Origin of the sequence: Sphaerotilus sulfidivorans, from assembly GCF_013426975.1 — a bacterium.
In the GTDB taxonomy this organism is placed as follows: Bacteria; Pseudomonadota; Gammaproteobacteria; order Burkholderiales; family Burkholderiaceae_C; genus Sphaerotilus; species Sphaerotilus sulfidivorans.
In genome coordinates, this window is sequence record NZ_JACCPY010000049.1 from 1 (window position 1) to 22871 (window position 22871).

Here is a 22871-nt window from a genome sequence, read left to right on the forward strand (position 1 = left end):
CCCGCGCCTTCAGCGCCGCGTTGTAGGCCTTCCAGTTCGTCGTGCGGTACTTCGTCCGCTTCTTCTTGGCTTCGCTCACCGCGTCAGTCTACGAGCGCTCGGACGCTCGCTTTGTGCAACAGAGCCATCCGACACCGTGAAGGAAGAATCTGCCACCGCGTGATGCCTGCGTTGATGGAACAAGGTCAGACCTGCGTGGGGAGTGCTCGGTTAAATCTAGGAGGCGCTCGCAAGAGCAACCTCGGCTAACGAATGGAGCCCCCACGCGCGTCTTTCATCAGGGTCAGCGGCACAGACAGCCGCAGCAAAGACCGGTTGTAGTTTTGCAGTCCGCACCTTGTTCTCCCTGTCGGTCGCTGGTTTCTTGTGCGTTGGCTGGATCGTTTGAACGCTGCTCAGGCGGGTTTCAGAAAAACCCGCCCGGAGAGGTTTTGTTGACTTCGCGGGGATGCCCTTGTAGTAATTTAGACCGCACGCCCCGCAGGCGTAACAGCCACTTGCAGACTTTCACCTGTACCCCTGTTGCACACAAGCTGTTGTCGCGCAAGGAATTTTTCAATCTTCTGCATGCTTTCTCCCCCGTAAAAATCGACCCCAAACCCTGCAGCAGGGTTTGCCGTTGACGCCATCTTTGTAATGGCAGTCAGCGCAGCGATTGCAGGATTTTTCGTCTGCGGATCCATGAACCCGTGCTGGGCGTGACGAATTTCTCGACCCGCCGATGCGCCCGCGCAGCAAGCCCCCAAGCTCAGCAGTTGCCCTTCTTGGCCTGACCCGGAGGGCAGAACCTGCCCTGACCGCCGCCGCCGCCCGAGTCGTGCCGGCCGGCCGGGTCGATGACGACGGAGCCGGCGGGCGTGTAGACCGCGCAGCCGGTGAGGGTCGAGGCGAGGAGCGCCAGGGCGATCAGTGCTTTCATGGAATGGGCCTTTCTGTGATGTAGGAAATGGACCCGCCCAGTCTAGGCGCGCGGTGTGCGGCAGGCCGGACGCGGCTTTTCATTCGCCCGCGTTCGGGGGCGTATTTGGCGGATCCGCGGCCCGGCCGGCCGGTCAGAGCCGCCGATGCTCCAGCGCCGGCAGCCGGGTGCGAATCTCGGCGGTGCGCTGCTCGTCCAGCGTGGCGACGACGATGCCTTCGCCCTCGGGGAGTTCGGCGACGATCTGGCCCCAGGGGTCGACGATCATCGAGTGGCCCCAGGTGCGGCGGCCGTTCTCGTGCTGGCCGCCCTGCGCGCTGGCCAGCAGCCAGCACTGGTTTTCCACCGCGCGGGCGCGCAGCAGCAGTTCCCAGTGCGCCTGGCCGGTGGGCCAGGTGAAGGCGGCGGTGACCACCATCAGGCTGCACGGCGGGCTGGCGAGCTGGCGGTACAGCTCGGGGAAGCGCAGGTCGTAGCAGATGGTGATGCCGGTGCGGTGCGCGCGGCCGTCGCGGGCGGTGATGTCCAGCGCCAGCGGGGCGTGGCCGGCGCGCAGCGTCGCGGCCTCGTCGTGGCGGCGCTCGCCGTCGTCGAAGCGGAACAGATGGATCTTGTCGTAGCGCCCGGCGCGCCGGCCCTCGGGATCGAACACCAGCGTGGTGTTGGTGGCGTGATCGGCGTCGCCCGGCACCGCCAGCGGCAGCGAGCCCGCCACCAGCCAGACCCGGTGGCGCGCCGCGATCTGCGCCAGCCGGCGCTGGATCGGCCCGTCGCCATCGGGCTCGGCGATGGCCAGCTTGTCGCGGTCGCGCAGGCCCATCAGGCAGAAGTATTCCGGCAGCGCCACCAGCTCGGCGCCCTGCGCGGCGGCCTCGGCCACCCGCGCCTCGGCGCGGTCGAGGTTCTCGTCCGGGCGCGGGCCCGAGACCATCTGGACGGCGGCGATCTTCATGCTCATGGCGTGCGTGGCTCCCGCGGCGAAGAAGAGGAAGAAGAGGACGAAGACGACGACGACGACGGCGGGGGCGCGGCGCCCTGGTCGGGACGCGGGCGTGCGCCGGTGCTGCGGTCGACGCCGGTCACCTCCGGCGCGTCCCAGCGGCCGGTGATGCGGAACTCGCGGGTGGCGGCGTCGGCCAGCGGGCCCTGCAGCACCATCTGCGTCAGCAGCGTGCCCAGGCCGACGGCCGGATTGATCACCGCATAGGCCAGCGAGGCCGCGCCGGCGTTGAGGTCGGGCACCACCCAGACATGCAGATCCTGCGTTTCCTGCGCCAGGCTGGTGCTGCCCTCGGTCAGGATCATCGCCTGCAGTCCGCGGATGCGCAGGTTGCGGGTGCTGGCCTGGCCCTGGCGAATGGCGATGTCGCCGTCGATGCGGTCGAAGCCGAAGCCGCTCTGGAACAGGTCGCGGAAGTCGAGCAGGAAGCGCCGAGGCAGCGACTGCAGGCTCAGCACGCCCAGCAGCCGCCCGGCGCCCGGATCGGCCTGCGGAAAGCGCCCCTGGTCCAGATCCAGCCGCAGATGGCCGCCGAGCCGCGCGGTGGCGTAGTCGGTGGGCGTGCCGGGCCACTGGATCTGGCCGCCGAGGTGGCCGCGTCCGCCCTGCATCTGCCCCGGCCAGCCCAGCGCATCGAGCAGCGCGCCGCCGTCGATCAGGTCCAGGCGGAAGGTCAGCCGGGTCTGGCCGGTCGGGTCGCCGGTGGCCACCGGCGCGGTGCCGGGCAGCCACAGCCCGACCGCCTCCAGACGCGCCTCGGGCCGCAGCAGGGCCAGGCGGTCGATCAGCCAGCCGCCGCTGGCGCGCGGGCCGGCGCGCAGCTCCAGCCGCCCCAGCGGCTTGCCGGCGAACTCGACCGCATCGGCCTGCAGGTCGATCTGCGGCAGGCGCTGCGCGGTGCCGGCGGCGTCGGCGCTGGAAACGGCGGCGGCCGTGGTGATGCCGGGCGCCACCGGCTCGGCACCGGCTTCGGTGTGCGGCGTCAGCATCAGCCGCGACAGCCGCGCGCGCAGCGCGGCCGGGCGCTGGCTGGCGGGCGCGGCGGCGGTGTATTCGGCCTCGCCGTCGAGCTGATCGGCCTGCAGGCGCATCAGCCAGCGGTCGTTGCGGGTGGCGTCGCGCTGCAGCTGGGCCTCGACCCGGTCGAAGCGTCGCCCGCCCAGCGTCAGCCGCTCGGTGCGCAGCTGGATGCGGCCGGGCAGGGGGCCGGGATCGATGCTGCTGGCGTTGCTGGAGGTGGCCGGTGCGGGAGCGGCCGGCGCTGCCGCGCCTGCGCGCCAGTCGGCCGGGGCCTCGTGATGCAGCCACTGCTGCCAACGGTCGAGCGACAGCGCCGGCAGCGCCACCAGCGCATCGACGCCGCGCGCCGGCCAGACGCGGGGATCCTGGCCCTCGACGGTGGCCTCGCCCAGCGCGATGCGGCCGCGTCGCACCGCGCCACTGCCGTCGGCCTGGGCGTCGCGCAGATAGCCGACCTGCAGCAGCGGCCGGGCCGCGCTGCCGGCCTCGACGCGCAGCAGCTCGGCGCCATCGGGCGCCGGCTCCAGCCTCACCCGCAGCGGCAGCGCCTGCGCGGCCGGCTTGGCCAGCGGCGCCGGCAGCGGCGAGCGCACCCCGACCAGATCGCTGTCGATCGCCAGCCGGGTGCCCAGCCGGCCCAGGCCCAGCTCGATGCGGTAGTCGGCCTCGCCGTCGAAGGGCTGCAGCAGCGAGCGCAGCACCGCCGGCTCGTCGAGCGCGCGCAGGCCCTCCAGGCTGGCACGGCCCTGGCCGCTCAGCCGCACCTGGCCGTCATCGCCCAGCCGGCCCGCGAACTGCAGCGGCCCGCCGGCCACCTGCGCCCGGGCCTCGAGCACCCTGAAATCGCGCTCGCTGAACTCCAGCCGGCCGTCCAGCCCGGTCAGCTCCGGCGTGTCCGGCCGCATGCGCAGCCGCGCCTGCTGCAGCTCGACCCGGCCGCGCACGGTGGTGCGTTCGGCCTCCAGCACCGGAATGGCCAGATCCAGCGCCAGCCGGCTCTCGCCCTCGGCGCGCACCGGGGTGAACAGATGGTCCAGCCAGCCGTCGATCGGGCTGTCGACCAGATAGCTCAGCATGTCGGCGGCCGGGCCGCGGCCCTGGCCGGAGAGCTTCAGCACCGGGTCGTGCACGAAGTCGGCGATGCCGCCCTCGACGCCCTCGAGCTGGAAGCGGCCGCTGCCGGTCTGGCCCAGCCGGCCGCGGGTGTCCTCCAGCGTCAGCCGGTTGCCGTCGATGCGCAGCCGCCCCGACACCTCGGAGAACAGCGGCCAGCGGCTGCCCGGCGCGGCATCGAAGCCGACCTGCTCGAAGCGGCCCTCGATCAGGAACTGCCCGGGCTCGTCGCGGCCGGTGTAGGGAAAGTCCAGCACCGCGCCGCGCACCCGCGAGCGCACCTCGCGGGCCTGGCCCTCGCGCAGCGCGCCGGCCAGGTAATGCCGGGTCGAGGCGCCGATGCCCAGCGGCAGGTAGCGGTGCACCCGCTCGGCGCGCAGCGTGTCGACCCGGGCCTCCAGGTCCAGATGGCCGGGCAGCCAGCTGTCGCGGCCGAAGCGCTCGCCGCCGGGCGGGCCGCTCTTCCAGCGGCCGGAGAACTCGCCCTGGCCGTCGGCGGTGGCGAAACGCGCCTGGCGCACCTCGACCGAGATGGCCGGGCGGGCCTGCGGCTGGCTGCGCTGCAGCGTCCAGCGCACCTCGGCCTGCAGCCGCTGCACCGGCACCCGGGGCTCCTCGAAGACGCCGGGAAACTCGAGCGCGCCGTCGCGGCCCATGCGTACGCCGGCGCGGCCGCCGCGCTCGGTGGCCTCGAAGTCGACCCGCGCGCCGTGCAGGCCGGGGCGGCCGGGCGTGGCGGTGCGCTCGAGCTGCGCGGTGGCCGGCTCGGCGCTCAGGCCGAGCTGCTCGGCCTGGCCGCGGGCGCGCCAGCGTGTCGGCAGTTCGGCCTCGCCGCTCCAGTCGTAGCGCAGCTGGTGCACCCGGCCGCTCGGGCGGGTCTCGGCCAGCAGGCGGCGCATCGGCCCGCCCAGCGGCATGGCCTCGGCCGAGCGCGCCAGCAGCGCCAGATCCAGCCGCGAGGCCGCGAAGGTGCCGCCCTGCCACGCGCCGGGCCGGCCCTCGAGCGTCAGCGTCAGATCGGTGTCGGGCCAGTGCGCGGCCTCGCGGCCCTGGCCGTCGGCCGGCAGCTCGAAGGACAGGCCGCGGGCGCGGATGCGGCTGCCGTCCTCGCCGCGCTCCAGCTCCAGCCGCCCGGCGATGCGGTGCAGCGTCAGCGGCGGCAGCGCCTGGGCCAGCCGCAGCGCCACCGCCTCCAGGCGCAGGTCCAGCCCGGCCTGCGCCAGGCCGCCTTCCTGCACCGTCAGCCGGCTGCCGAGCTGGCCGCGTCCCTCCATCAGGTCGAAGGGCAGGTCGATGTGGCGGCGCAGCCGGCCCACGTCCACATGCGGCCAGTCGGCGCGGATCTCGCCCGACCAGCGCCGCCAGTCGCCCGGCGCCAGCCAGCGCGAGGCCGACAGCAGCGGCCCGGCCAGATCGGCGCTCAGCGTGAAGCGATCCCCCCAGCCTGCGGGGGGCGTGGCCTGCAGCCGCGCGACATGGCGGCCCAGGCGGTTGCCCAGCTCGATGTCGACATCGCCCAGCTCCAGCAGCCCGGCCTGCGGGCGCAGCGCATCCTGCCAGCGCAGCCGCGCGTCCTGCAGCCGGATGTCGGGCTGGCTGAACAGCCAGTCGGCCAGCGCGCTGCTGCCGTCGTCCGCGTCGCTCCGGTCGTCCGCCGGCGCGATCGGCAGTCCGGCGAGCAGGATGCGGCCCTGCGCGTCGCGCTGCATGTCGAGCACCAGCGTCTGCAGCACGATCCGGTCCATGCGCGGCGCCCAGCCGCGCTGCGGCAGCGGAATCAGCGAGCCGGGCGTGATGCGCAGCTCGGCGCGGCCCAGCTGCAGCGCGGCGCGGCCCTGCGGGTCGAGCAGCTGCACGCCGTCGAGCCGCAGCGTCGGCGCCCAGAGGTCCCCCAGCACCTCGATGTGCGTGATCTGCACTTTCATGCCGATCGCCTGCGAGGCCCATTGCGCCAGTCGAGGTCGCCAGAGGTCGGCGCGCGGCAGAATCCCCCATTGCAAGGTCAGCCATGCCGCAAGCACGATGATGCCCAGGCCCGCTGCCGTGCCGACCAGCCCGCGCAGCAGGCGAGGCATCCTGCCTGTCGAGGCGGATCCGGAGGTGTCGGCAGTCGGGATCGGATCGGCGAGCGCGTCGGGCGATCGGGGAGGGGCAGACATGAACGCAGCGAGCAGCACAGGCGCCGGCAGGATGGAAGCAGAGAAGCTAGCACAGACCCGAATGAATTCGATCGATACCCTTCCGCAGGCGCAAGATCCGACGCCGGCCCTCGCGGCCCGCGCGGACCACAGCCGTTATGTGCAGCGCGTGCGCCGCGTTCGCGGCGATTCCCTGGCCTGGCTGCCCCCGGGCGAGCCGGTGCGCGAGACGATGGAGGCCGCGCTGCAGACGGTGCTGGCGCAGGGCCGCCCGCTGGCCTCGGCGCTGCGCATCGTGCGCCAGCTGGTGATGGAGCGCCTGGTGGTGCTCGATGTCGAGCAGCAGGCCTCGGTCGAGACCGTCACCCGCGCGATGACCGAGCTGGCCGAGGTGACGCTGGAGGCCGCGCTGGCCTTCGCCCGCGCCGAGCAGGACGAGCGCCACGGCGCGCCGCGCACCGCCACCGGCGCGCCGATCGACTTCTGGATCATCGGCATGGGCAAGCTGGGCGCCCGCGAACTCAATGTCTCCTCCGACATCGACCTGATCTATGTCTACGAGGAAGACGGCGCCACCGCCGGCCGGGCCGACGGTGCGGGCGTCATCTCGGCGCACGAGTACTTCTCGCAGGTCGCGCGCACGCTGCGTGCGCTGATCGGCGACCTGACCGACGACGGCTTCGTCTTCCGCGTCGACCTGGCGCTGCGCCCGAACGGCAACTCCGGCCCGCCGGTGGTCAGCCTGGCGATGCTGGAGGAGTATTTCCTGGTGCAGGGCCGCGAGTGGGAGCGCTTCGCCTGGCTGAAGAGCCGGGTGGTGGCGCCGCGCGAGGCGGTCACCTCCGGGCGCGCGCGCGCGCTGCGCGACGTCGTCACGCCCTTCGTCTACCGCCGCTATCTGGACTACGGCGTCTTCGAGAGCCTGCGCCAGCTGCACCAGAAGATCCGCGACGAGGCGATGCGCCGCGCCGCCGGCCGGCCCGAGCGCGCCAACGACGTGAAGCTCTCGCGCGGCGGCATCCGCGAGATCGAGTTCATCGTGCAGCTGCTGCAGGTGGTGCGCGGCGGCCAGTTCCCCGAGATCCGCACCCGCCCGACGCTGAAGGCGCTGCAGCGCCTGGCCGGGGTCGGCCTGATCCCGCAGGACACCGCCGACCGGCTGGCCCGGGCCTACACCTTCCTGCGCCAGATCGAGCACCGCATCCAGTATCTGGATGACCAGCAGACACATCTGTTGCCGACGGTCGACGCCGATCTGCGCTGGATTGCCGCCTCGATGCGGCTGGACTGCAACGCCGAGGCCTGCGATCTGCTCGACGCGCTGTGCGCGCACCGCGAGCTGGTGGCCACCGAGTTCGATGCGCTGCTGCACGAGGGGCGCAGCACGCCGCCCCGGCCGGGCAGCAGCGGCGGCACCTGCCGCGGCTGCTCCGGCCCGCCGCCGACGCTCGACAGCCCGGCGCTGCTCGACGGCCTGTCGCCGGAGCTGGCGGCGCGGCTGAAGCTGCTGGTCGATTCGCCCCGGGTGGCGCTGCTGCGCGACGAGGGCCGGGCGCGGCTGGCGAAGCTGCTGATGCGTGCGCGCCGCCTCAGCCGCGACATGCCCGGCATCGGCGACACCGCGCTGCTGCGCTTCATCGACTGGATCGAGCCGCTGCTGCGCCGCGACAGCTATCTGGCCTTGCTGGCCGAGCGCGGCGAGGTGCTGGGCCGGCTGCTGCGTCTGCTGGGCCTGGCGCGCTGGCCGATGCGCTACCTGATGCTGCATCCGGGCGTCATCGACGAGCTGGCCGATGCACGGCTGCTGGGCGAGCGCTTCGAGCCGGGCGCGCTGTCGCGCGATCTGGAGGCCCGCCACCAGGCCTGGGTGCGCTCCGGCGAGGCCGACGAGGGCGAGCTGCTCGACACCCTGCGCCGCGCGCACCATGCCGAGACCTTCCGCACGCTGGTGCGCGATGTCGAGAGCGAGATCAGCGTCGAGCAGGTCGCCGACGACCTCTCGGCGCTGGCCGACGCGATGCTCGACCTGACGCTGTCCTGGGCCTGGCGCCATCTGCGCCAGCGCCACCGCGAGCAGCCGCGCTTCGCGGTCATCGCCTACGGCAAGCTCGGCGGCAAGGAGCTGGGCTACGGCAGCGATCTCGACATCGTCTTTCTCTACGACGACGACGACGAGCGCGCGCCCGAGGTCTATGCGGCCTTCGCGCGCAAGGTCATCACCTGGCTGTCGCTGCGCACCGCCGCCGGCGCGCTCTACGAGATCGACACCGCGCTGCGGCCGAACGGCAACTCCGGCCTGCTGGTCACCTCGATCGAGGCCTTCGCGCGCTACCAGCAGGGGCGCGGCAGCAACACCGCCTGGACCTGGGAGCATCAGGCCATCACCCGGGCACGCTGGTGCGCGGGCGATGCCAGCCTGGCGTCGCGCTTCGAGGCGGTGCGCCGCGCGGTGCTGACCGCGCCGCGCGACCAGGATGCGCTGCGCCGCGAGATCGCCACCATGCGCGAGCGGGTGCGCGAGGCCCATCCGGTGCGCCCGACCCGCTTCGACCTGAAGCACGGCCGCGGCGGCATGATGGACATCGAGTTCGCGGTGCAGTGGCTGGTGCTGGCGCACAGCGCCGCGCATCCCGAGCTGCAGGACGATGTCGGCAACATCGCGCTGCTGCAGCGGGCCGAGCGGGCCGCGCTGCTGCCGGCCGGCGTGGGCCTGGCGGCGGCCGATGCCTACCGCGAGCTGCGCCGCGCCCAGCACCGCGCGCGCCTGGACGAGGCCAGCACCCAGACCGAGATCGCCGAACTCGGTGCGCTGGCCGCGCACCGTCAGGCGGGGCTGGCGCTGTGGCGGGCGGTCTTCGGCTGAGTGACCGGCTCTGGAGCGCGGTCGGGCTGCTGCTGGTGCTGCCGGCGCTGCTGGTCGGCACCGGGCCCGGGCTGGCGCGGCAGGTGCTCACCTGGCAGCCGGCGCTGGCCTGGGCCGAACCCTGGCGCTGCTGGAGCGCGGCCTGGGTGCATTTCAGCCTGATGCATCTGGGCGCCAATCTGGCCGGCGCGCTGCTGCTGCTGCTGCTGGGCCATGTCGCGCGGCTGCCGCGCGAGGCGGCGCTGGCCTGGGCGCTGGCCTGGCCGCTGACCCATCTGGCGCTGCTGGCCGAGCCGGCGCTGCTGCGCTATGGCGGACTCTCCGGCGTCCTGCATGCCGGCGCGGCGGTGGCGGCGGTGGCGCTGCGGGTCCAGCCCGGGCGGCTGCGCGCCGAGCGCGGGCTGGGCGCCGCACTCGGGCTGGGTCTGGTGCTGAAGGTGCTGAGCGAGCAGCCCTGGGCGGTGCTGCAGGTGCAGCCGCCGGGCTGGGACATCCGCATCGCGCCGCTGGCGCATGCCGCCGGGCTGCTGTGCGGCCTGCTGGCCGCGGGGCTGCTGCTGGCGCTGCCCGCGGCGCTCGGGCTCAGATCTCGACCTTCGAGCCCAGCTCGACCACCCGGTTCGCCGGCAGGCTGAGGAAGTCGGCCGCGGCCGCCGCGTTGCGGTGCATGTTGGCGAAGAGCTTCTCGCGCCACAGCGACATGCCCTCGCCCAGCGTGGGCATCACGATGTCGCGCGACAGGAAATAGCTGGTGTCCATCGGGTCGAGCGGCACGCCGCGGCCCTGCAGCAGCTTGAGCGCCTCGGGCACGTCGGGCTCGTTCTTGAAGCCGAAGTTCAGCGTCACCTGCCAGCAGTCATGGCCGAGCGGCTCCATCGTGATGCGCCGCTCGAAGCCGATCCACGGGATGTCGTGGTGGCGCACCGTCACGAACAGGTTGTGCTCGTGCAGCACCTTGTTGTGCTTGAGGTTGTGCATCAGCGCATTGGGCGTGATGTCCGGCTCGGCCGACAGGAAGACCGCGGTGCCCTGCACCCGCAGCGGCGGGCTGACGAAGATCGCCTCCAGGAAGGTGCGCAGCTCGATCGCGTCGTCGCGCAGCCGGTGGCTCATCAGCGCGCGGCCCTGGCGCCAGGTCAGCATCAGCGTGAACATGCCGATGCCGATCACCAGCGGGAACCAGCCGCCGCCGAACAGCTTGAGCATGTTCGAGGCGAAGAAGGCGATGTCGATGACGAAGAAGAAGCCGGTGGCCGCCACGCACAGCGGCAGCGGGTACTTCCAGCCGTGGCGGATGACGAAGAAGGTCATCACCGTGGTGATCGTCATGTCCAGCGTCACCGCGATGCCATAGGCCGAAGCCAGGTTCGTGGACGACTTGAACAGCGCCACCGCCAGCACGATGAACAGATACAGCCCCCAGTTCACGAACGGGATGTAGATCTGGCCCAGGTCCTTGACCGAGGTGTGCAGGATGCGCATGCGCGGCAGCAGACCGAGCTGGATCGCCTGTCGGGTGACCGAGAAGGCGGCGGTGATCAGCGCCTGCGAGGCGATCACGGTGGCCGCGGTGGCCAGCCCGACCAGCGGCAGCGCGGCCCAGTCCGGCGCCATCATGAAGAAGGGGTTCTCGATCGCCGCCGGATCGCGCAGCAGCATCGCGCCCTGGCCGAAGTAGTTGACGACCAGCGCCGGCATCACCACGCCGTACCAGGCGATGCGGATCGGCCGCTTGCCGAAGTGGCCCATGTCGGCATAGAGCGCCTCGCCGCCGGTCACGCACAGCACCACGGCCCCGAGGCCGATGAAGGCCACCAGCGGGTGGCCGACGAAGAAGCCGATCGCATGCCGCGGATCCAGCGCCACCAGCACCGCCGGGTGCTCGATCACATGCGGCAGGCCCAGCGCCACCAGCACGCCGAACCACACCAGCGTGATCGGCCCGAAGGCGCGGCCGATGCCGCCGGTGCCGAAGCGCTGCACCGCGAACAGCCCGGTCAGCACCAGCAGGGTCAGCGGCAGGATGAAGGGGTGCAGGCTGGGCGCCGCGACCTCGAGGCCCTCCATCGCCGACAGCACCGAGATGGCCGGCGTGATGACGCCGTCGCCATAGAAGATCGCGGTGCCGAACATGCCCAGCATCATCAGCACGCCGTGCAGGCGTGGGCGGTCGCGCACCGCATGGGTGGCCAGCGCGAGCATCGCGATCAGGCCGCCTTCGCCGTTGTTGTCCGCGCGCAGGATCAGCAGCACGTACTTCAGCGAGACGATGGTCGTCATCGTCCAGAAGATCAGCGACAGCACGCCCAGGATGTTGTCGGGCGTGACCGGCACATGGCCGGCGTGGAAGACTTCCTTCAGCGCATAGAGCGGGCTGGTGCCGATGTCGCCGTAGACGACGCCAAGCGCGCCGAGGGTCAGCAGCGCCAGGTCCCGGCGGGAGCCGGGCTGCTGCGAGTGGGATGAGCTCACCGGATGAGGGCGGATCGTGACATTCGCCAGTGTTCGCAAGTCACGATTGTGCCTTCGCCATGCGGTCCTGCGCACCGCCGGTGTGGCGCCGAACCCTCAGGTCCGACGCCCGGGTTCAGCGGCCCTGATTCAGGGGCTCGGGCTCAGCTGCCGAGCAGCGGCAGCAGGCCGCCGCGCTGGTCGAGCGCGATCAGGTCGTCGCAGCCGCCGACATGGGTGTCGCCGATGAAGATCTGCGGCACGGTGCGCCGGCCTGTGATCTCCATCATCTGCATGCGCTGCGCGGGATCGAGATCGATGCGGATCTCCTCGATCTGCGCCACGCCGCGCGCCTGCAGCAGCTGCTTGGCGCGAATGCAGTAGGGGCAGACCTGGGTGGTGTACATCCGGACGGGGTTCATGGCGTGGTGCGGTGAGGCTGCGGGTCGGAGAGGCCTGATTGTCGGCCCGGATGGCCGGGCCGGTGTTTCAGGCGGTCTTCTCGACCGGCAGGCCGGCCTCGCGCCAGGCGGCCAGGCCGCCCTCGAGCACATGCACCCGTTCGTGGCCGAGCTTGCGCGCGACCGCCGCGGCCTTGCGCGCCCGCATGCCCGAGGCGCAGACCAGCACCAGCGGCAGCGTCTTGTTGGTCGGCAGGCCCTTGGCACCTTCCAGCTGGCCCAGCGGAATGCTGCGCGCGCCGCCGATGTGTCCTGCCGCGAACTCGGCCGGCTCGCACACATCGATCACCACCGCCTTCTCGCGGTTGATCAGCTGCACCGCGCCGTTCGGGTTGACGGCATCGGCGCCACCGCCCTTGCCGAGGTTCGGCAGCATCAGCGCGGCGCCCGAGGCGATCGCGGTCAGCAGCCAGATCCAGTTGTCGAGAAGGAAGTTCACGGAAGTTCGGCGTCGGACGGGGCCGCGCGCAAGGGTTGGCAAGGGTGCGGATTATAGAATTCGCGCCGATTGCAACCCGACGACGACCGACTGCCATGTACAAGCTTGTGCTGATCCGCCACGGCGAATCGACCTGGAATCTGGAAAACCGCTTCACCGGCTGGACCGATGTCGAGCTGACCGCCACCGGCGTCGAGCAGGCCCGCCAGGCCGGCCGCCTGCTCAAGGAGGCCGGCTACGAGTTCGACGTGGCCTACACCTCGGTGCTCAAGCGCGCGATCCACACGCTGAACCACTGCCTGGACACGATGGACCGCGACTGGCTGCCGGTCGTCAAGGACTGGCGCCTGAACGAGCGCCACTACGGCGGCCTGCAGGGCCTGAACAAGGCCGACATGGCCAAGCAGTACGGCGACGCGCAGGTGCTGGTCTGGCGCCGCAGCTACGACACCCCGCCGCCGGCGCTGGCGTCCGACGATCCGCGCGGCCAGCGCCAGGATCCGCGCTACGCGAAGCTCGTGCCCGAGCAGGTGCCGCTGACCGAGTGCCTGAAGGACACGGTCGCGCGCGTGCTGCCGTTCTGGAACGAGGCGATCGCCCCGGCCATCCGCTCCGGCCAGCGCATCGTGCTGGCTGCGCACGGCAATTCGATCCGCGCGCTGGTCAAGTACCTGGACAACATCGGCGACGACGACATCGTCGGCGTGAACATTCCCAACGGCATTCCGCTGGTCTACGAACTGGACGCCGACCTGAAGCCGATCAGGTCCTACTACCTGGGTGACGCCGAGGCCGCCGCCAAGGCCGCCGCCGCGGTCGCCAACCAGGGCAAGGCCTGAGCCTGATCACGGGTTCATCGGTGATTGAACCCGGATCCGGATCCCGGTACGCTGGAAACCCTTCTGTTTCAGCGCCGCTTCCAGCCGGGGCTGCAGCTGCCTGAGCTTGGCGGCGACGGCCGGGTTGCCGGCCAGCATCGTCCAGCCCTCGTCATCGGACGGGCCGCTGCGCACATGGCGCAGCAGCGCGGCCGGCAGAAGCGGGCGCACCGCCTCCATGCGCGCGCCCGACTGGGCCAGCCGCTGCTGCAGCCGCTGCAGCGGCTCGCACTGGTTCAGCGCCCGCTGCAGTGGCAGCGGGTCCGGCACCGAGACTGAAGCGCCCGGCGCGGCACGAGGAACGAAGCGACGATGGATATCCTGATCACCCATGGCAGACTGGCCCGCACGCGCTCCCTGCACCTGCGGCCGCTGCAATTGTGGCTGATGCTGGGCGCGCTGCTGCTGGCGCTGCTGCTGCTGTCGGGCACCGTCTATCACTTCGTCTTCCTGAAGGCGGTGCGCGAAGGCTGGCCGGTGGTCAGCCAGATCGTCGGCCCGGTGATCGGCCGCGATGCGGTCGACCGCGAGCGCTACCTGCGCGAGAACGTCGAGGCGATGGCGCTGCAGCTCGGCGAGCTGCAGGCCAAGCTGCTGAAGATCGAGGCGGTCGGCGAGCGGGTGTCCGGACTGGCCGGCCTGAAGAACGAGGAGCTGCGTGCGCTCGACGAGGCGGGCCGCGCGGCCTCGCAGGCCAGCCCGTTCGCCTCCGGGCCGGGCGGCGGACCCTTCGTGCCGGCGCCGTCCGGCGGCGGCGCCGCCCGGCTGGAGCAGCTGATGCAGCAGATCGAGCTCGAGGCCGATCGCCAGTCCGACCTGCTGGTGCTGGCCGAGTCCCGGCTGCTGTCGCGCCGGCTCGAGCAGATGCTGGTGCCCAGCATCCGGCCGGTCGAGGTCGCCATCGGTTCGGGCTTCGGATTCCGCATCGATCCGTTCAACGGCCGCACCGCGCTGCACACCGGGCTGGACTTCGCCGCACCGGTCGGCACGCCGATCCGCGCGGCCGCGGGCGGTCGGGTCATCGAGGCCCAGCATGACGGCGCCTATGGCCTGGCGCTGAAGATCGACCACGGCCAGGGTCTGGTCACCCGCTATGCGCACAGCAGCGAGATCCTGGTGCGTCCGGGCGAGCTGGTGCGCCGCGGCCAGACGGTGGCGCGCGTGGGCAGCACCGGCCGCTCGACCGGGCCGCATCTGCATTTCGAGGTGCTGCTCGAGGGCGTGCAGCAGGATCCGGCGCGCTTCCTCGCGCTGGGCGAGCGGCTCGACGCCGATCTGCCACCCCGGCCCGGGGAAGCGCTGCCCGGCTCCGGCAGAGTTGCAAAAGGCCGGTGATAAACTCGAAATCCGTCCGAGGGCATGCCTGACCAGGTGTGCCGGCCTGGCCTGCCGCGCTGCTCTAACCCGGCCGCACCTCAAACCACCTTGTTCCCGGATCCTGCGGCAAGGGCTGAACCGCCGCGGGTCCTCTGCACGTCGCGCACGATTCCGTTCATGTTGCCCAAGCTCCTGACCCAGATTTTCGGCAGCCGCAATGACCGCCTGCTCAAGCAGTACCGGCGTGTGGTCGAGCGGATCAACGCGCTCGAGCCCCAGTTCGAGAAGCTGAGCGAGGACGAGCTGCGCGGCAAGACCGCCGAGTTCCGCCAGCGCGTGGCCGCCGGCACCTCGCTCGACGACCTGCTGCCCGAGGCCTTCGCGGTGGTGCGCGAAGGCGGCAAGCGGCTGATGAAGATGCGCCACTTCGACGTGCAGCTCATCGGCGGCATGACGCTGCACAACGGCAAGGTCGCCGAGATGCGCACCGGCGAGGGTAAGACGCTGATGGCGACGCTGCCGGTCTACCTGAACGCGCTCTCGGGCAAGGGCGTGCATGTCGTCACCGTCAACGACTACCTGGCCTCGCGCGATGCCGAGACCATGGGCCGGCTCTACAACTACCTGGGCCTCACGGTGGGCGTGAACCTGCCCAACATGCCGCGCGAGGCCAAGCAGGCCGCCTACGCCGCCGACATCACCTACGGCACGAACAACGAGTTCGGCTTCGACTACCTGCGCGACAACATGGTCTACGAGACGGCCGACCGCGTGCAGCGGGGGCTGAACTTCGCCATCGTCGACGAGGTGGACTCGATCCTGATCGACGAGGCGCGCACGCCGCTGATCATCTCGGGCCAGGCGGACGACCGCACCGACATGTATCTGCGCATCAACGCGGTCGTGCCGCACCTGAAGAAGCAGATCGGCGAGGCCGATCCGCGCACCGGCGAGGGCGTGATCGAGCCGGGCGACTTCACCGCCGACGAGAAGACGCACCAGGTCTTCCTGACCGAGGCCGGCCACGAGAAGGCCGAGCAGCTGCTGGCCGAGGCCGGGCTGTTCGCGCCGGGCGCGTCGCTCTACGACGCGGCCAACATCACGCTGGTGCATCACCTCTACGCCTCGCTGCGCGCGCACCACCTGTTCAACCGCGACCAGCACTATGTCGTGCAGAACGGCGAGGTGGTCATCGTCGACGAGTTCACCGGCCGCCTGATGAGCGGACGGCGCTGGTCCGATGGCCTGCACCAGGCGGTCGAGGCCAAGGAAGGCGTGAAGATCCAGGCCGAGAACCAGACGCTGGCCTCGATCACCTTCCAGAACTACTTCCGCATGTACGCCAAGCTCGGCGGCATGACCGGCACCGCCGACACCGAGGCCTACGAGTTCCAGGAGATCTACGGTCTGGAGACGGTGGTGATCCCGCCGAACCGGGCGATGATCCGCAAGGACGAGCTCGACCTGGTCTACAAGACCGACAAGGAAAAGTACGACGCGGTGGTCGCCGACATCCGCGACTGCTTCGAGCGCGGCCAGCCGGTGCTGGTGGGCACGACCTCGATCGAGAACTCCGAGCAGGTCTCCGAGCTGCTGAAGAAGGCCGGGCTGCCGCACCAGGTGCTCAACGCCAAGCAGCATGCCCGCGAGGCCGACATCATCGCCCAGGCCGGCCGGCCGAAGATGGTGACCATCGCCACCAACATGGCCGGTCGCGGCACCGACATCGTGCTGGGCGGCAGCATCGAGAAGCTGATCCAGCAGGTCGAGGCCGATCCGGCGCTGTCGGAGGCCGACAAGGCCGCCCGCGTCGACCAGCTGCGCGTCGAGTGGAAGGAGCTGCACGAGCAGGTCAAGAAGCTCGGCGGCCTGCGCATCGTCGCCACCGAGCGTCACGAGAGCCGCCGCATCGACAACCAGCTGCGCGGCCGTGCCGGCCGCCAGGGCGATCCGGGCTCCTCGCGCTTCTACCTGTCGCTGGAGGATCCGCTGATGCGCATCTTCGCCGGCGACCGGGTCAAGGCGATCATGGACCGCCTGAAGATGCCCGAGGGCGAGGCGATCGAGGCCGGCATCGTCAGCCGCTCGATCGAGAGCGCGCAGCGCAAGGTCGAGGCGCGCAACTTCGACATGCGCAAGCAGCTGCTCGAGTACGACGACGTCGCCAACGACCAGCGCAAGGTGATCTACCAGCAGCGCAACGAGCTGCTCGAGCAGACCGAGATCTCCGAGCAGCTCGCCCACCTGCGCCGTGGCGCGCTGACCGATGTGGTGCGCACCTTCGTGCCGGCCGAGAGCGTCGAGGAGCAGTGGGACATCGACGCTCTCGAGAAGGTGCTGCGCGAGGAGTGGCAGCTCGAGATCGGCCTGAAGGCCCTGGTCGAGGCCAGCCATGAGCTCGACGATGCCGACATCGTCGAGAAGGTGGTCGCCGCCGCCGATGCGTCCCACGCCGCCAAGATCGCGCTGGTCGGCGAGGAGCAGTTCAACAACTTCGGCCGCATGGTGCTGCTGCAGTCGATCGACAGCCACTGGCGCGAGCACCTGGCCGCGCTCGACTACCTGCGCCAGGGCATTCACCTGCGCGGCTATGCGCAGAAGAACCCGAAGCAGGAATACAAGCGCGAGGCCTTCGAGCTCTTCAGCCAGCTGCTCGATGTGGTAAAAATGGATGTCAGCCGCGTGCTGCTGACGGTGCGCATCCAGTCCCAGGACGAGGCGGCCCGTGCGGCCGATGCGATCGAGGCGGTGGCGGAGCGGGTCGGCAATGTCACCTACACCCACCCGAACGAGGATGGCAGCGTGTCGCAGGATCCGGCCCAGCCGCTGCCCGAGCACCTGACGCAGCGTGTCGGCCGCAACGATCCGTGTCCCTGCGGCAGCGGCAAGCGCTTCAAGCAGTGCCACGGCAAGCTCGCCTGATTCCCCGCAGGTCGGCCTGACCGGCATGAAAGAGACAGGGGCCTGCGGGCCCCTTGTCGTTTTCTGCCGGACCGCGCTCCTGCCCGTGCTTCACCTTTCGACAGCAGGACCGTCGCCGATGACCCCAGACACCTTTCGCCACAGTCCCGAGATCCTGCCGGGGCGCCGCCTGCGGCTCGAGAAGATCCACGCGCGCCATGCCCCGGCGCTCTACGCCAGCGTGCGCCGCTCGATGCCCGAGCTCGACTACATCGCCTGGGGTCACCAGCGCTGGGACGAGGAGGCCGCGCGCCGCCACTGCGAGAGCACCCGCGAGTGGATCCTCACCGAAGGCGAGGGCGTGAGCTATCTGGCCTTCGAGTACGACACCAGCACCTATGTCGGCTGCGTCGACCTGCACAGCGTCGACTTCGGCGTGCCGCGCTGCCAGATCGGCTTTGTCGGCTGCAGCCGCCAGCGCGGCCGGGGCCTGGTGCGCGAGGCCGCGCTCACGCTGATGGACTGGGCCTGGCGCCAGGGCATGGCCCGCATCGAGGTCTGGTGCGATGTGCGCAACACCCGTTCGCTGGCTTTCGCCGAGAGCCTGGGCATGCTGCGCGAGGGTCTGATGCGCCAGGTCGAGCGCGACGGCCGCGGCCTGCTGTGCGATCACCATCTGCTGGCGCGCCTGGCCAGCGATCCGGTGCCGGATCCGCTGCCTACAATGCCCGCGCGCCCGGCCCGTGCCGATTCCGATCCGGCCGTGGCCTGAATTCCTCCTCATCTGCCCACCGACCGACTGCCATGCCCGTCAACCTCTCCGCCCCGAATCCCCAGGATCTGCACCCGGTCGCCGGCGTGCAGCTCGGCATCGCCATGGCCGGCGTGCGCAAGGCCAACCGGCGTGACCTGACCGTCATCACGCTTGCCCCGGGCTCCAGCGTCGCCGGCGTGTTCACGAAGAACCGCTTCTGCGCCGCGCCGGTGCAGATCTGCCGCGAGCACCTCGCCGCCGGTCCGGCCAAGCGCGCCATCGTCATCAACACCGGTAACGCCAACGCCGGCACTGGCGACGACGGTCTGGTGCGTGCGCGCTCGGTCTGCCTGGCGCTGGCCAAGGCGCTGGAGATCGCGCCCGAGGAGATCCTGCCGTTCTCGACCGGCGTGATCATGGAGACGCTGCCCAGCGACCGCATCCAGGCCGGCCTGCCGGCCGCGCTGGCCGACGCCCGGGCCGACCACTGGGCGGTCGCCGCCGAGGCGATCATGACCACCGACACGCTGCCCAAGGCCGCGTCGCGCCAGGTCACGATCGGCGGCAGGACCGTGACGGTCACTGGCATCAGCAAGGGTGCCGGCATGATCCGCCCGAACATGGCGACGATGCTGGGCTTTGTCGCCACCGACGCGGCGATCGATCCGGCCCTGCTGCAGCCGCTGGTGACCGAGGCCGCCAACCTCAGCTTCAACCGCATCACCATCGACGGCGACACCTCCACCAACGACTCGTTCGTGCTGATCGCCACCCACCAGGCCGGCAACGACACGATCACCGCGCTGGACTCAGCCGAGGGCCGGGCGCTGCGCGATGCGGTGGTGGCGGTGTCGCAGCAGCTCGCGCAGGCGATCGTGCGCGACGGCGAGGGTGCGACCAAGTTCATCGCCGTCACCATCGAGGGCGGCCGCACCGAGGCCGAGTGCCTGCAGGCCGCCTACGCGATCGCGCACTCGCCGCTGGTCAAGACCGCCTTCTTCGCCAGCGACCCGAACCTGGGCCGCATCCTGGCGGCGGTCGGCTACGCCGGCATCGACGATCTCGACCAGACCCTGATCGACCTGCACCTCGACGACGTGCATGTGGTCCACCAGGGCGGTCGCCGTCCCGAGTACCGTGAGGAAGACGGCCAGCGCGTCATGAAGCAGGCCGAGATCACCATCCGCGTCGGCCTGAACCGCGGCGAGGCGCAGGCCACCGTCTGGACCTGCGACCTCTCGCACGACTATGTGACGATCAACGCCGACTACCGCAGCTGATTGTCGGCTCAGGGCCCGCAGTGGCTGCTGGTGTCGCTGGCCTGACGGATCAGCGTCTGCGCCAGCAGCTGCTCGGCGCTCGACAGGGCGCCCGAGCCGTCCGCGGGGGCTGGTGCGGGCGCGCAGGCCGGCGCCGGTGCGCTGGTGCAGCCGCTCCCGGTGCTGCCGCTGCTGCTGTTGCTCCACTGCGCCAGCAGGTCGAGCGTCGAGGACAGCAGGTCGCCGCAGTGCAGCGAGCCGGTGCCTGACGAGGTGCCGCTCGCGCTGGTGCCACCGGTGCTGCTGCTGTCGCACGGATCGGCCAGCGACCAGTTCAGGATGCTGCCGGTCAGGCAGCCCGAGGCGTCGGGGATCGGGCTGGTCGTGGCGGGCGCGCACTGCACGTCGCAGCGCCCGTTGCCGTCGACATCGACGCCCAGCGTCAGCGAGCCGCTGCGGCTGTCGCCGTCGGCATCCGTCAGCACGAAGCCGATCTTTTCCTGGTAGTCGCGTGAAGCGCCGGCGGGCGGCTGGTAGCTGTAGCGGCCGGTCTCCATGTTGAAGGTGAACTCGCCGCCGCTGGCGGTGCGCACCGTCACGGTGTCGGAGGCGCTGGTGGACGGATCCCAGCGGTGCTGCACGCCGTCGACGACCAGCGCGCTCAGGTGGCCGCCGTCGGCACCGGCGGCCCGGTCGATGCCGCCGGCCACCAGCTCGCCCTGGATCGGATCGGCCACCGTCTGCGCCAGCGCCGCGTCGAGCTGGTCGAAGCGGGTGACCAGCAGCGGCGCAATCGTGTCCTGGCCCTCGCCGTCATGCGCGATCGGCGCCAGTGCCGCGGCCGGCACATCCTTGCCCAGGCCGATCGCGTAGGAGCGAATGTCGTTCGCCTCGACGAAGCGCTCCCAGACTTTCTGCTCCGCCGCATCGATGCCGACATCGCCGCTGGGCACGTTCGGGCGGCCGTCGGAGAAGAAGTAGGCGATGTTCTGCCCGTCGACCAGTCGCCCTGGGTCGTCGAAGGCGCCGCGAGCCGCATCCAGCGCTGCGTCGTAGTTGGTGTTGCCGCTGGCGCTGAGGCAGCGCAGCGTCGAGCGAGCCTGGTCGACTGTCATCCAGCAGGCGCCCCGCTCGCTGGCACCGCTGGAGAAGGTCACCAGGCGCACCATCACGTCGCCCCGGTCGGCGTAGCTGTCGATCAGCTTCTCGATCGAGGCGATCGCGCTCTGCAGTCGGGTCTGGCCGCCGATGCCGTCGCGGGTGCTCATCGAGCCGGACACATCCAGCGTGATCAGCAGATTGGTCTGCACCGGGCTGAGATCGGCGCAGCGCACCACGCACAGCGGCACGGGCGAGTCGTCGCGCACCGTCACGTCGATGCTGGCGCTGCTGCTGCTCTGGCCATCGCTGACCTGCACGCCCAGCGACAGCGTCAGCGCATCCTCCTGGCCGCGCACCGGATGGTCCAGCGGCGCATGCAGCGTCACGCTGTAGCGGCCCTCGGCGTCGATGGTGGCGGAGATCACCGCCTGGCCGGCGGCACTGCCGACCAGCGGCCGTGCCGCGCTGCCGTCGCCGCTCCAGCTCAGCGCCACGCCGCCGCTCGACAGCAGTGCGGTCGGCGCGCTCAGCGTGAAGCTCAAGGCGCTGCTGTCGACATCGCTGAACTGCAGCCGGCCGCCGGCCTGGGTGGCGGGGGTCTCACCGCTTTCCGGTCGGCCCTGGGCCAGACCTTCCTCGCTGAGGGTGAGCGTGGTGCCGCGCAGCGTCGGTGCGTCGTTGACCGGCGTGATCGACAGCGTGAGCGTCGAGACGCTCACCTGCCCCCGGCCGTCGCTGACGGTGCAGCTGGCCACCGGCACCGCGCCGGCGTAGTCCTGGGCCGGAGTGAACAGGAACTGTCCGTCGCTGCCCACCGTCAGCGTGCCCACGCCGGCGATCGTCGCGCTGCTGCCGGCCGTGAAGCTCTGGTCGTTCCAGGTGAAGTGGGTGACGGTGAGCGTGTCGCCGTCGGGGTCGCGGTCGTTGGCGAGCAGGTTGCCGCTGACGGCGGTGTCCTCCCGGGTGGTGGCCTGATCGGCCTGCAGCACCGGTGCGTTGTTGGCGTCGGCGATCACGGTGGTGACCGAGAAGGCGCCCGGGTCGCCGCGCAGCACCTCGAAGCCGCCGCCGGAAATGCTGCCCAGCGTGACGACGATGCTCTCGCTGCCCTCGGCGCGCCCGTCGGCGAGGGTGGGCAGGTCGAAGCTGGCGCTGCGGCTGCCGGCCGGGATCGTCACCGACAGGACCGGCGCATAGTCGCTGCCGGCGCTGGCGCTGCCGCCGTAGTTCAGCCGGATCACCACATCGGTGACCGCCGGCTGCGACAGGGTCACGGTGTAGCCGGCTGCGGTGCCGCCCTCGGCGACCGTGCCGGGGCCGGTGATCGACACCAGGCAGGTGTCCTCGGCCCTGGGCGTGCCTGGGCCGTGCGGGCCGGCATCGTCCTGCAGCGTCGTCGTCACGCTGCGCTCGAGCGGGTGGGCGACGATGGCCTCGAAACCGCCGCCGTCGATGTCTCCGACCGAGACAGTGATGGTTTCCGAGTCCTCGGCCAGCGCGTCGTCGATCGTGCTCAGATCAAATTCGACCGAACTCTGCCCGGCCGGAATAGTGACCGAAGTGACCGCGGTGTAGTCCGAACCGTCCGTGGCAGTGCCGGAGTAGGTGAGCTTGACGGTGACGTCAGTCGCGGCCGGCTGGCTCAGGCTGACGGTGTAGCCACTGGCGGTCTGTCCCTCGACGACCGAGCCTGGACCTGTGATCGAGACCAGGCAGGTGTCCTCGGCGCCCGGCATGCCACCGCCGGGGCCTCCGACATCATCGGTAACGAGGGTGGTGACCGAACCCTTGTCCGGATCTGCCGCAATCGCCTCGAAGCCGCCGCCGGTGATCTCGCCGACCGAGATGGTGATGCTTTCCGAGCCTTCGGCCAGTGCGTCGTCGATCGTGTTCAGGTCGAAGGTCGTGCGGGTCTGACCCGCAGGAATGGTGACCGAGGTGACGGCGGTGTAGTCCGAACCGTCCGTGGCGGTGCCGGAGTAGGTGAGCTTGATGGTGACGTCAGTCGCTGCAGGCTGGCTGAGGTTGACGGTGTAGCCACTGGCGGTCTGTCCCTCGACGACCGAGCCTGGACCGGTGATCGAGACCAGGCAGGTGTCCTCGCTGCCCGGCGTGCCGCCGCCCGGGCCTCCGACATCATCGGTAACGAGGGTGGTGACCGAGCCCTTGTTCGGATCCGCCGCGATGGCCTCGAAGCCACCACCGGTGATCTCGCCGACCGAGATGGTGATGCTTTCCGAGCCCTCGGCCAGCGCGT

General features: G+C 71.0%; 15 protein-coding genes. 7 read left to right on the forward strand and 8 right to left on the reverse strand.

The window, feature by feature from the left end:
• Positions 1-748 precede the first annotated feature (748 nt).
• The 3 genes from HZU84_RS18595 to HZU84_RS18605 form a co-directional block, all read right to left on the reverse strand.
• Entirely contained in the window at positions 749-919 is a 171-nt protein-coding gene (locus HZU84_RS18595; protein WP_180693066.1) for a hypothetical protein, read from the reverse strand.
• A 133-nt stretch (positions 920-1052) separates the two neighbouring features.
• Entirely contained in the window at positions 1053-1871 is an 819-nt protein-coding gene (locus tag HZU84_RS18600) for a carbon-nitrogen hydrolase family protein (protein WP_149505127.1), read from the reverse strand.
• A gap of 2 nt (positions 1872-1873) precedes the next feature.
• Complete coding sequence (locus HZU84_RS18605; protein WP_180693067.1) at positions 1874-6127, reverse strand: YhdP family protein; 4254 nt, start codon at positions 6125-6127, stop codon at positions 1874-1876.
• Positions 6128-6272: 145 nt separating this feature from the next.
• On the opposite strand from HZU84_RS18605, the gene glnE reads away from it, so the two are divergent.
• Positions 6273-9053, forward strand: a complete 2781-nt coding sequence (glnE, locus tag HZU84_RS18610) for a bifunctional [glutamate--ammonia ligase]-adenylyl-L-tyrosine phosphorylase/[glutamate--ammonia-ligase] adenylyltransferase (RefSeq protein WP_149502483.1) — start codon at positions 6273-6275, stop codon at positions 9051-9053.
• Positions 9032-9688 carry a rhombosortase gene (gene rrtA, locus HZU84_RS18615; RefSeq protein WP_149502484.1) on the forward strand — a complete coding sequence of 219 codons (657 nt, stop codon included), beginning with the start codon at positions 9032-9034 and terminating at the stop codon, positions 9686-9688. The genes glnE and rrtA overlap by 22 nt, the downstream gene beginning before the upstream one ends.
• Here the strand turns inward: rrtA and HZU84_RS18620 are convergent.
• The 3 genes from HZU84_RS18620 to HZU84_RS18630 all read right to left on the reverse strand — a co-directional run bounded on the left by HZU84_RS18620 (position 9636) and on the right by HZU84_RS18630 (position 12404).
• The gene (locus HZU84_RS18620; RefSeq protein WP_149502485.1) at positions 9636-11525 is read right to left on the reverse strand and encodes a potassium transporter Kup; all 1890 of its coding nucleotides are present in this window, start codon (positions 11523-11525) and stop codon (positions 9636-9638) included. The two genes, rrtA and HZU84_RS18620, sit on opposite strands and share 53 nt — an antisense overlap.
• A gap of 143 nt (positions 11526-11668) precedes the next feature.
• Positions 11669-11926 carry a glutaredoxin 3 gene (grxC, locus tag HZU84_RS18625; protein ID WP_149502486.1) on the reverse strand — a complete coding sequence of 86 codons (258 nt, stop codon included), beginning with the start codon at positions 11924-11926 and terminating at the stop codon, positions 11669-11671.
• Positions 11927-11993: 67 nt separating this feature from the next.
• Positions 11994-12404, reverse strand: a complete 411-nt coding sequence (locus HZU84_RS18630; protein WP_149502487.1) for a rhodanese-like domain-containing protein — start codon at positions 12402-12404, stop codon at positions 11994-11996.
• Positions 12405-12499: 95 nt separating this feature from the next.
• Here HZU84_RS18630 and gpmA point away from each other — a divergent pair, with 95 nt between their 5' ends.
• Entirely contained in the window at positions 12500-13243 is a 744-nt protein-coding gene (gene gpmA, locus HZU84_RS18635; RefSeq protein ID WP_149502488.1) for a 2,3-diphosphoglycerate-dependent phosphoglycerate mutase, read from the forward strand.
• A gap of 6 nt (positions 13244-13249) precedes the next feature.
• Here the strand turns inward: gpmA and HZU84_RS18640 are convergent, their stop codons facing one another.
• The gene (locus HZU84_RS18640; protein ID WP_149505128.1) at positions 13250-13552 is read right to left on the reverse strand and encodes a hypothetical protein; all 303 of its coding nucleotides are present in this window, start codon (positions 13550-13552) and stop codon (positions 13250-13252) included.
• 42 nt (positions 13553-13594) lie between these two features.
• Between HZU84_RS18640 and HZU84_RS18645 the strand changes: the two genes are divergently transcribed.
• From HZU84_RS18645 to argJ, 4 genes are all read left to right on the forward strand, one after another.
• The gene (locus HZU84_RS18645) at positions 13595-14617 is read left to right on the forward strand and encodes a M23 family metallopeptidase (protein WP_149502489.1); all 1023 of its coding nucleotides are present in this window, start codon (positions 13595-13597) and stop codon (positions 14615-14617) included.
• Positions 14618-14776: 159 nt separating this feature from the next.
• Complete coding sequence (gene secA, locus HZU84_RS18650; RefSeq protein WP_149502490.1) at positions 14777-17521, forward strand: preprotein translocase subunit SecA; 2745 nt, start codon at positions 14777-14779, stop codon at positions 17519-17521.
• A gap of 118 nt (positions 17522-17639) precedes the next feature.
• Entirely contained in the window at positions 17640-18272 is a 633-nt protein-coding gene (locus HZU84_RS18655) for a GNAT family N-acetyltransferase (RefSeq protein WP_180693068.1), read from the forward strand.
• A 32-nt stretch (positions 18273-18304) separates the two neighbouring features.
• Entirely contained in the window at positions 18305-19534 is a 1230-nt protein-coding gene (gene argJ / locus HZU84_RS18660) for a bifunctional glutamate N-acetyltransferase/amino-acid acetyltransferase ArgJ (protein ID WP_149502492.1), read from the forward strand.
• Between the two features lie 8 nt (positions 19535-19542).
• Here the strand turns inward: argJ and HZU84_RS18665 are convergent.
• A partial coding sequence (locus HZU84_RS18665; protein WP_180693069.1) for an immunoglobulin-like domain-containing protein occupies positions 19543-22871 on the reverse strand: 3329 nt, incomplete at its 5' end.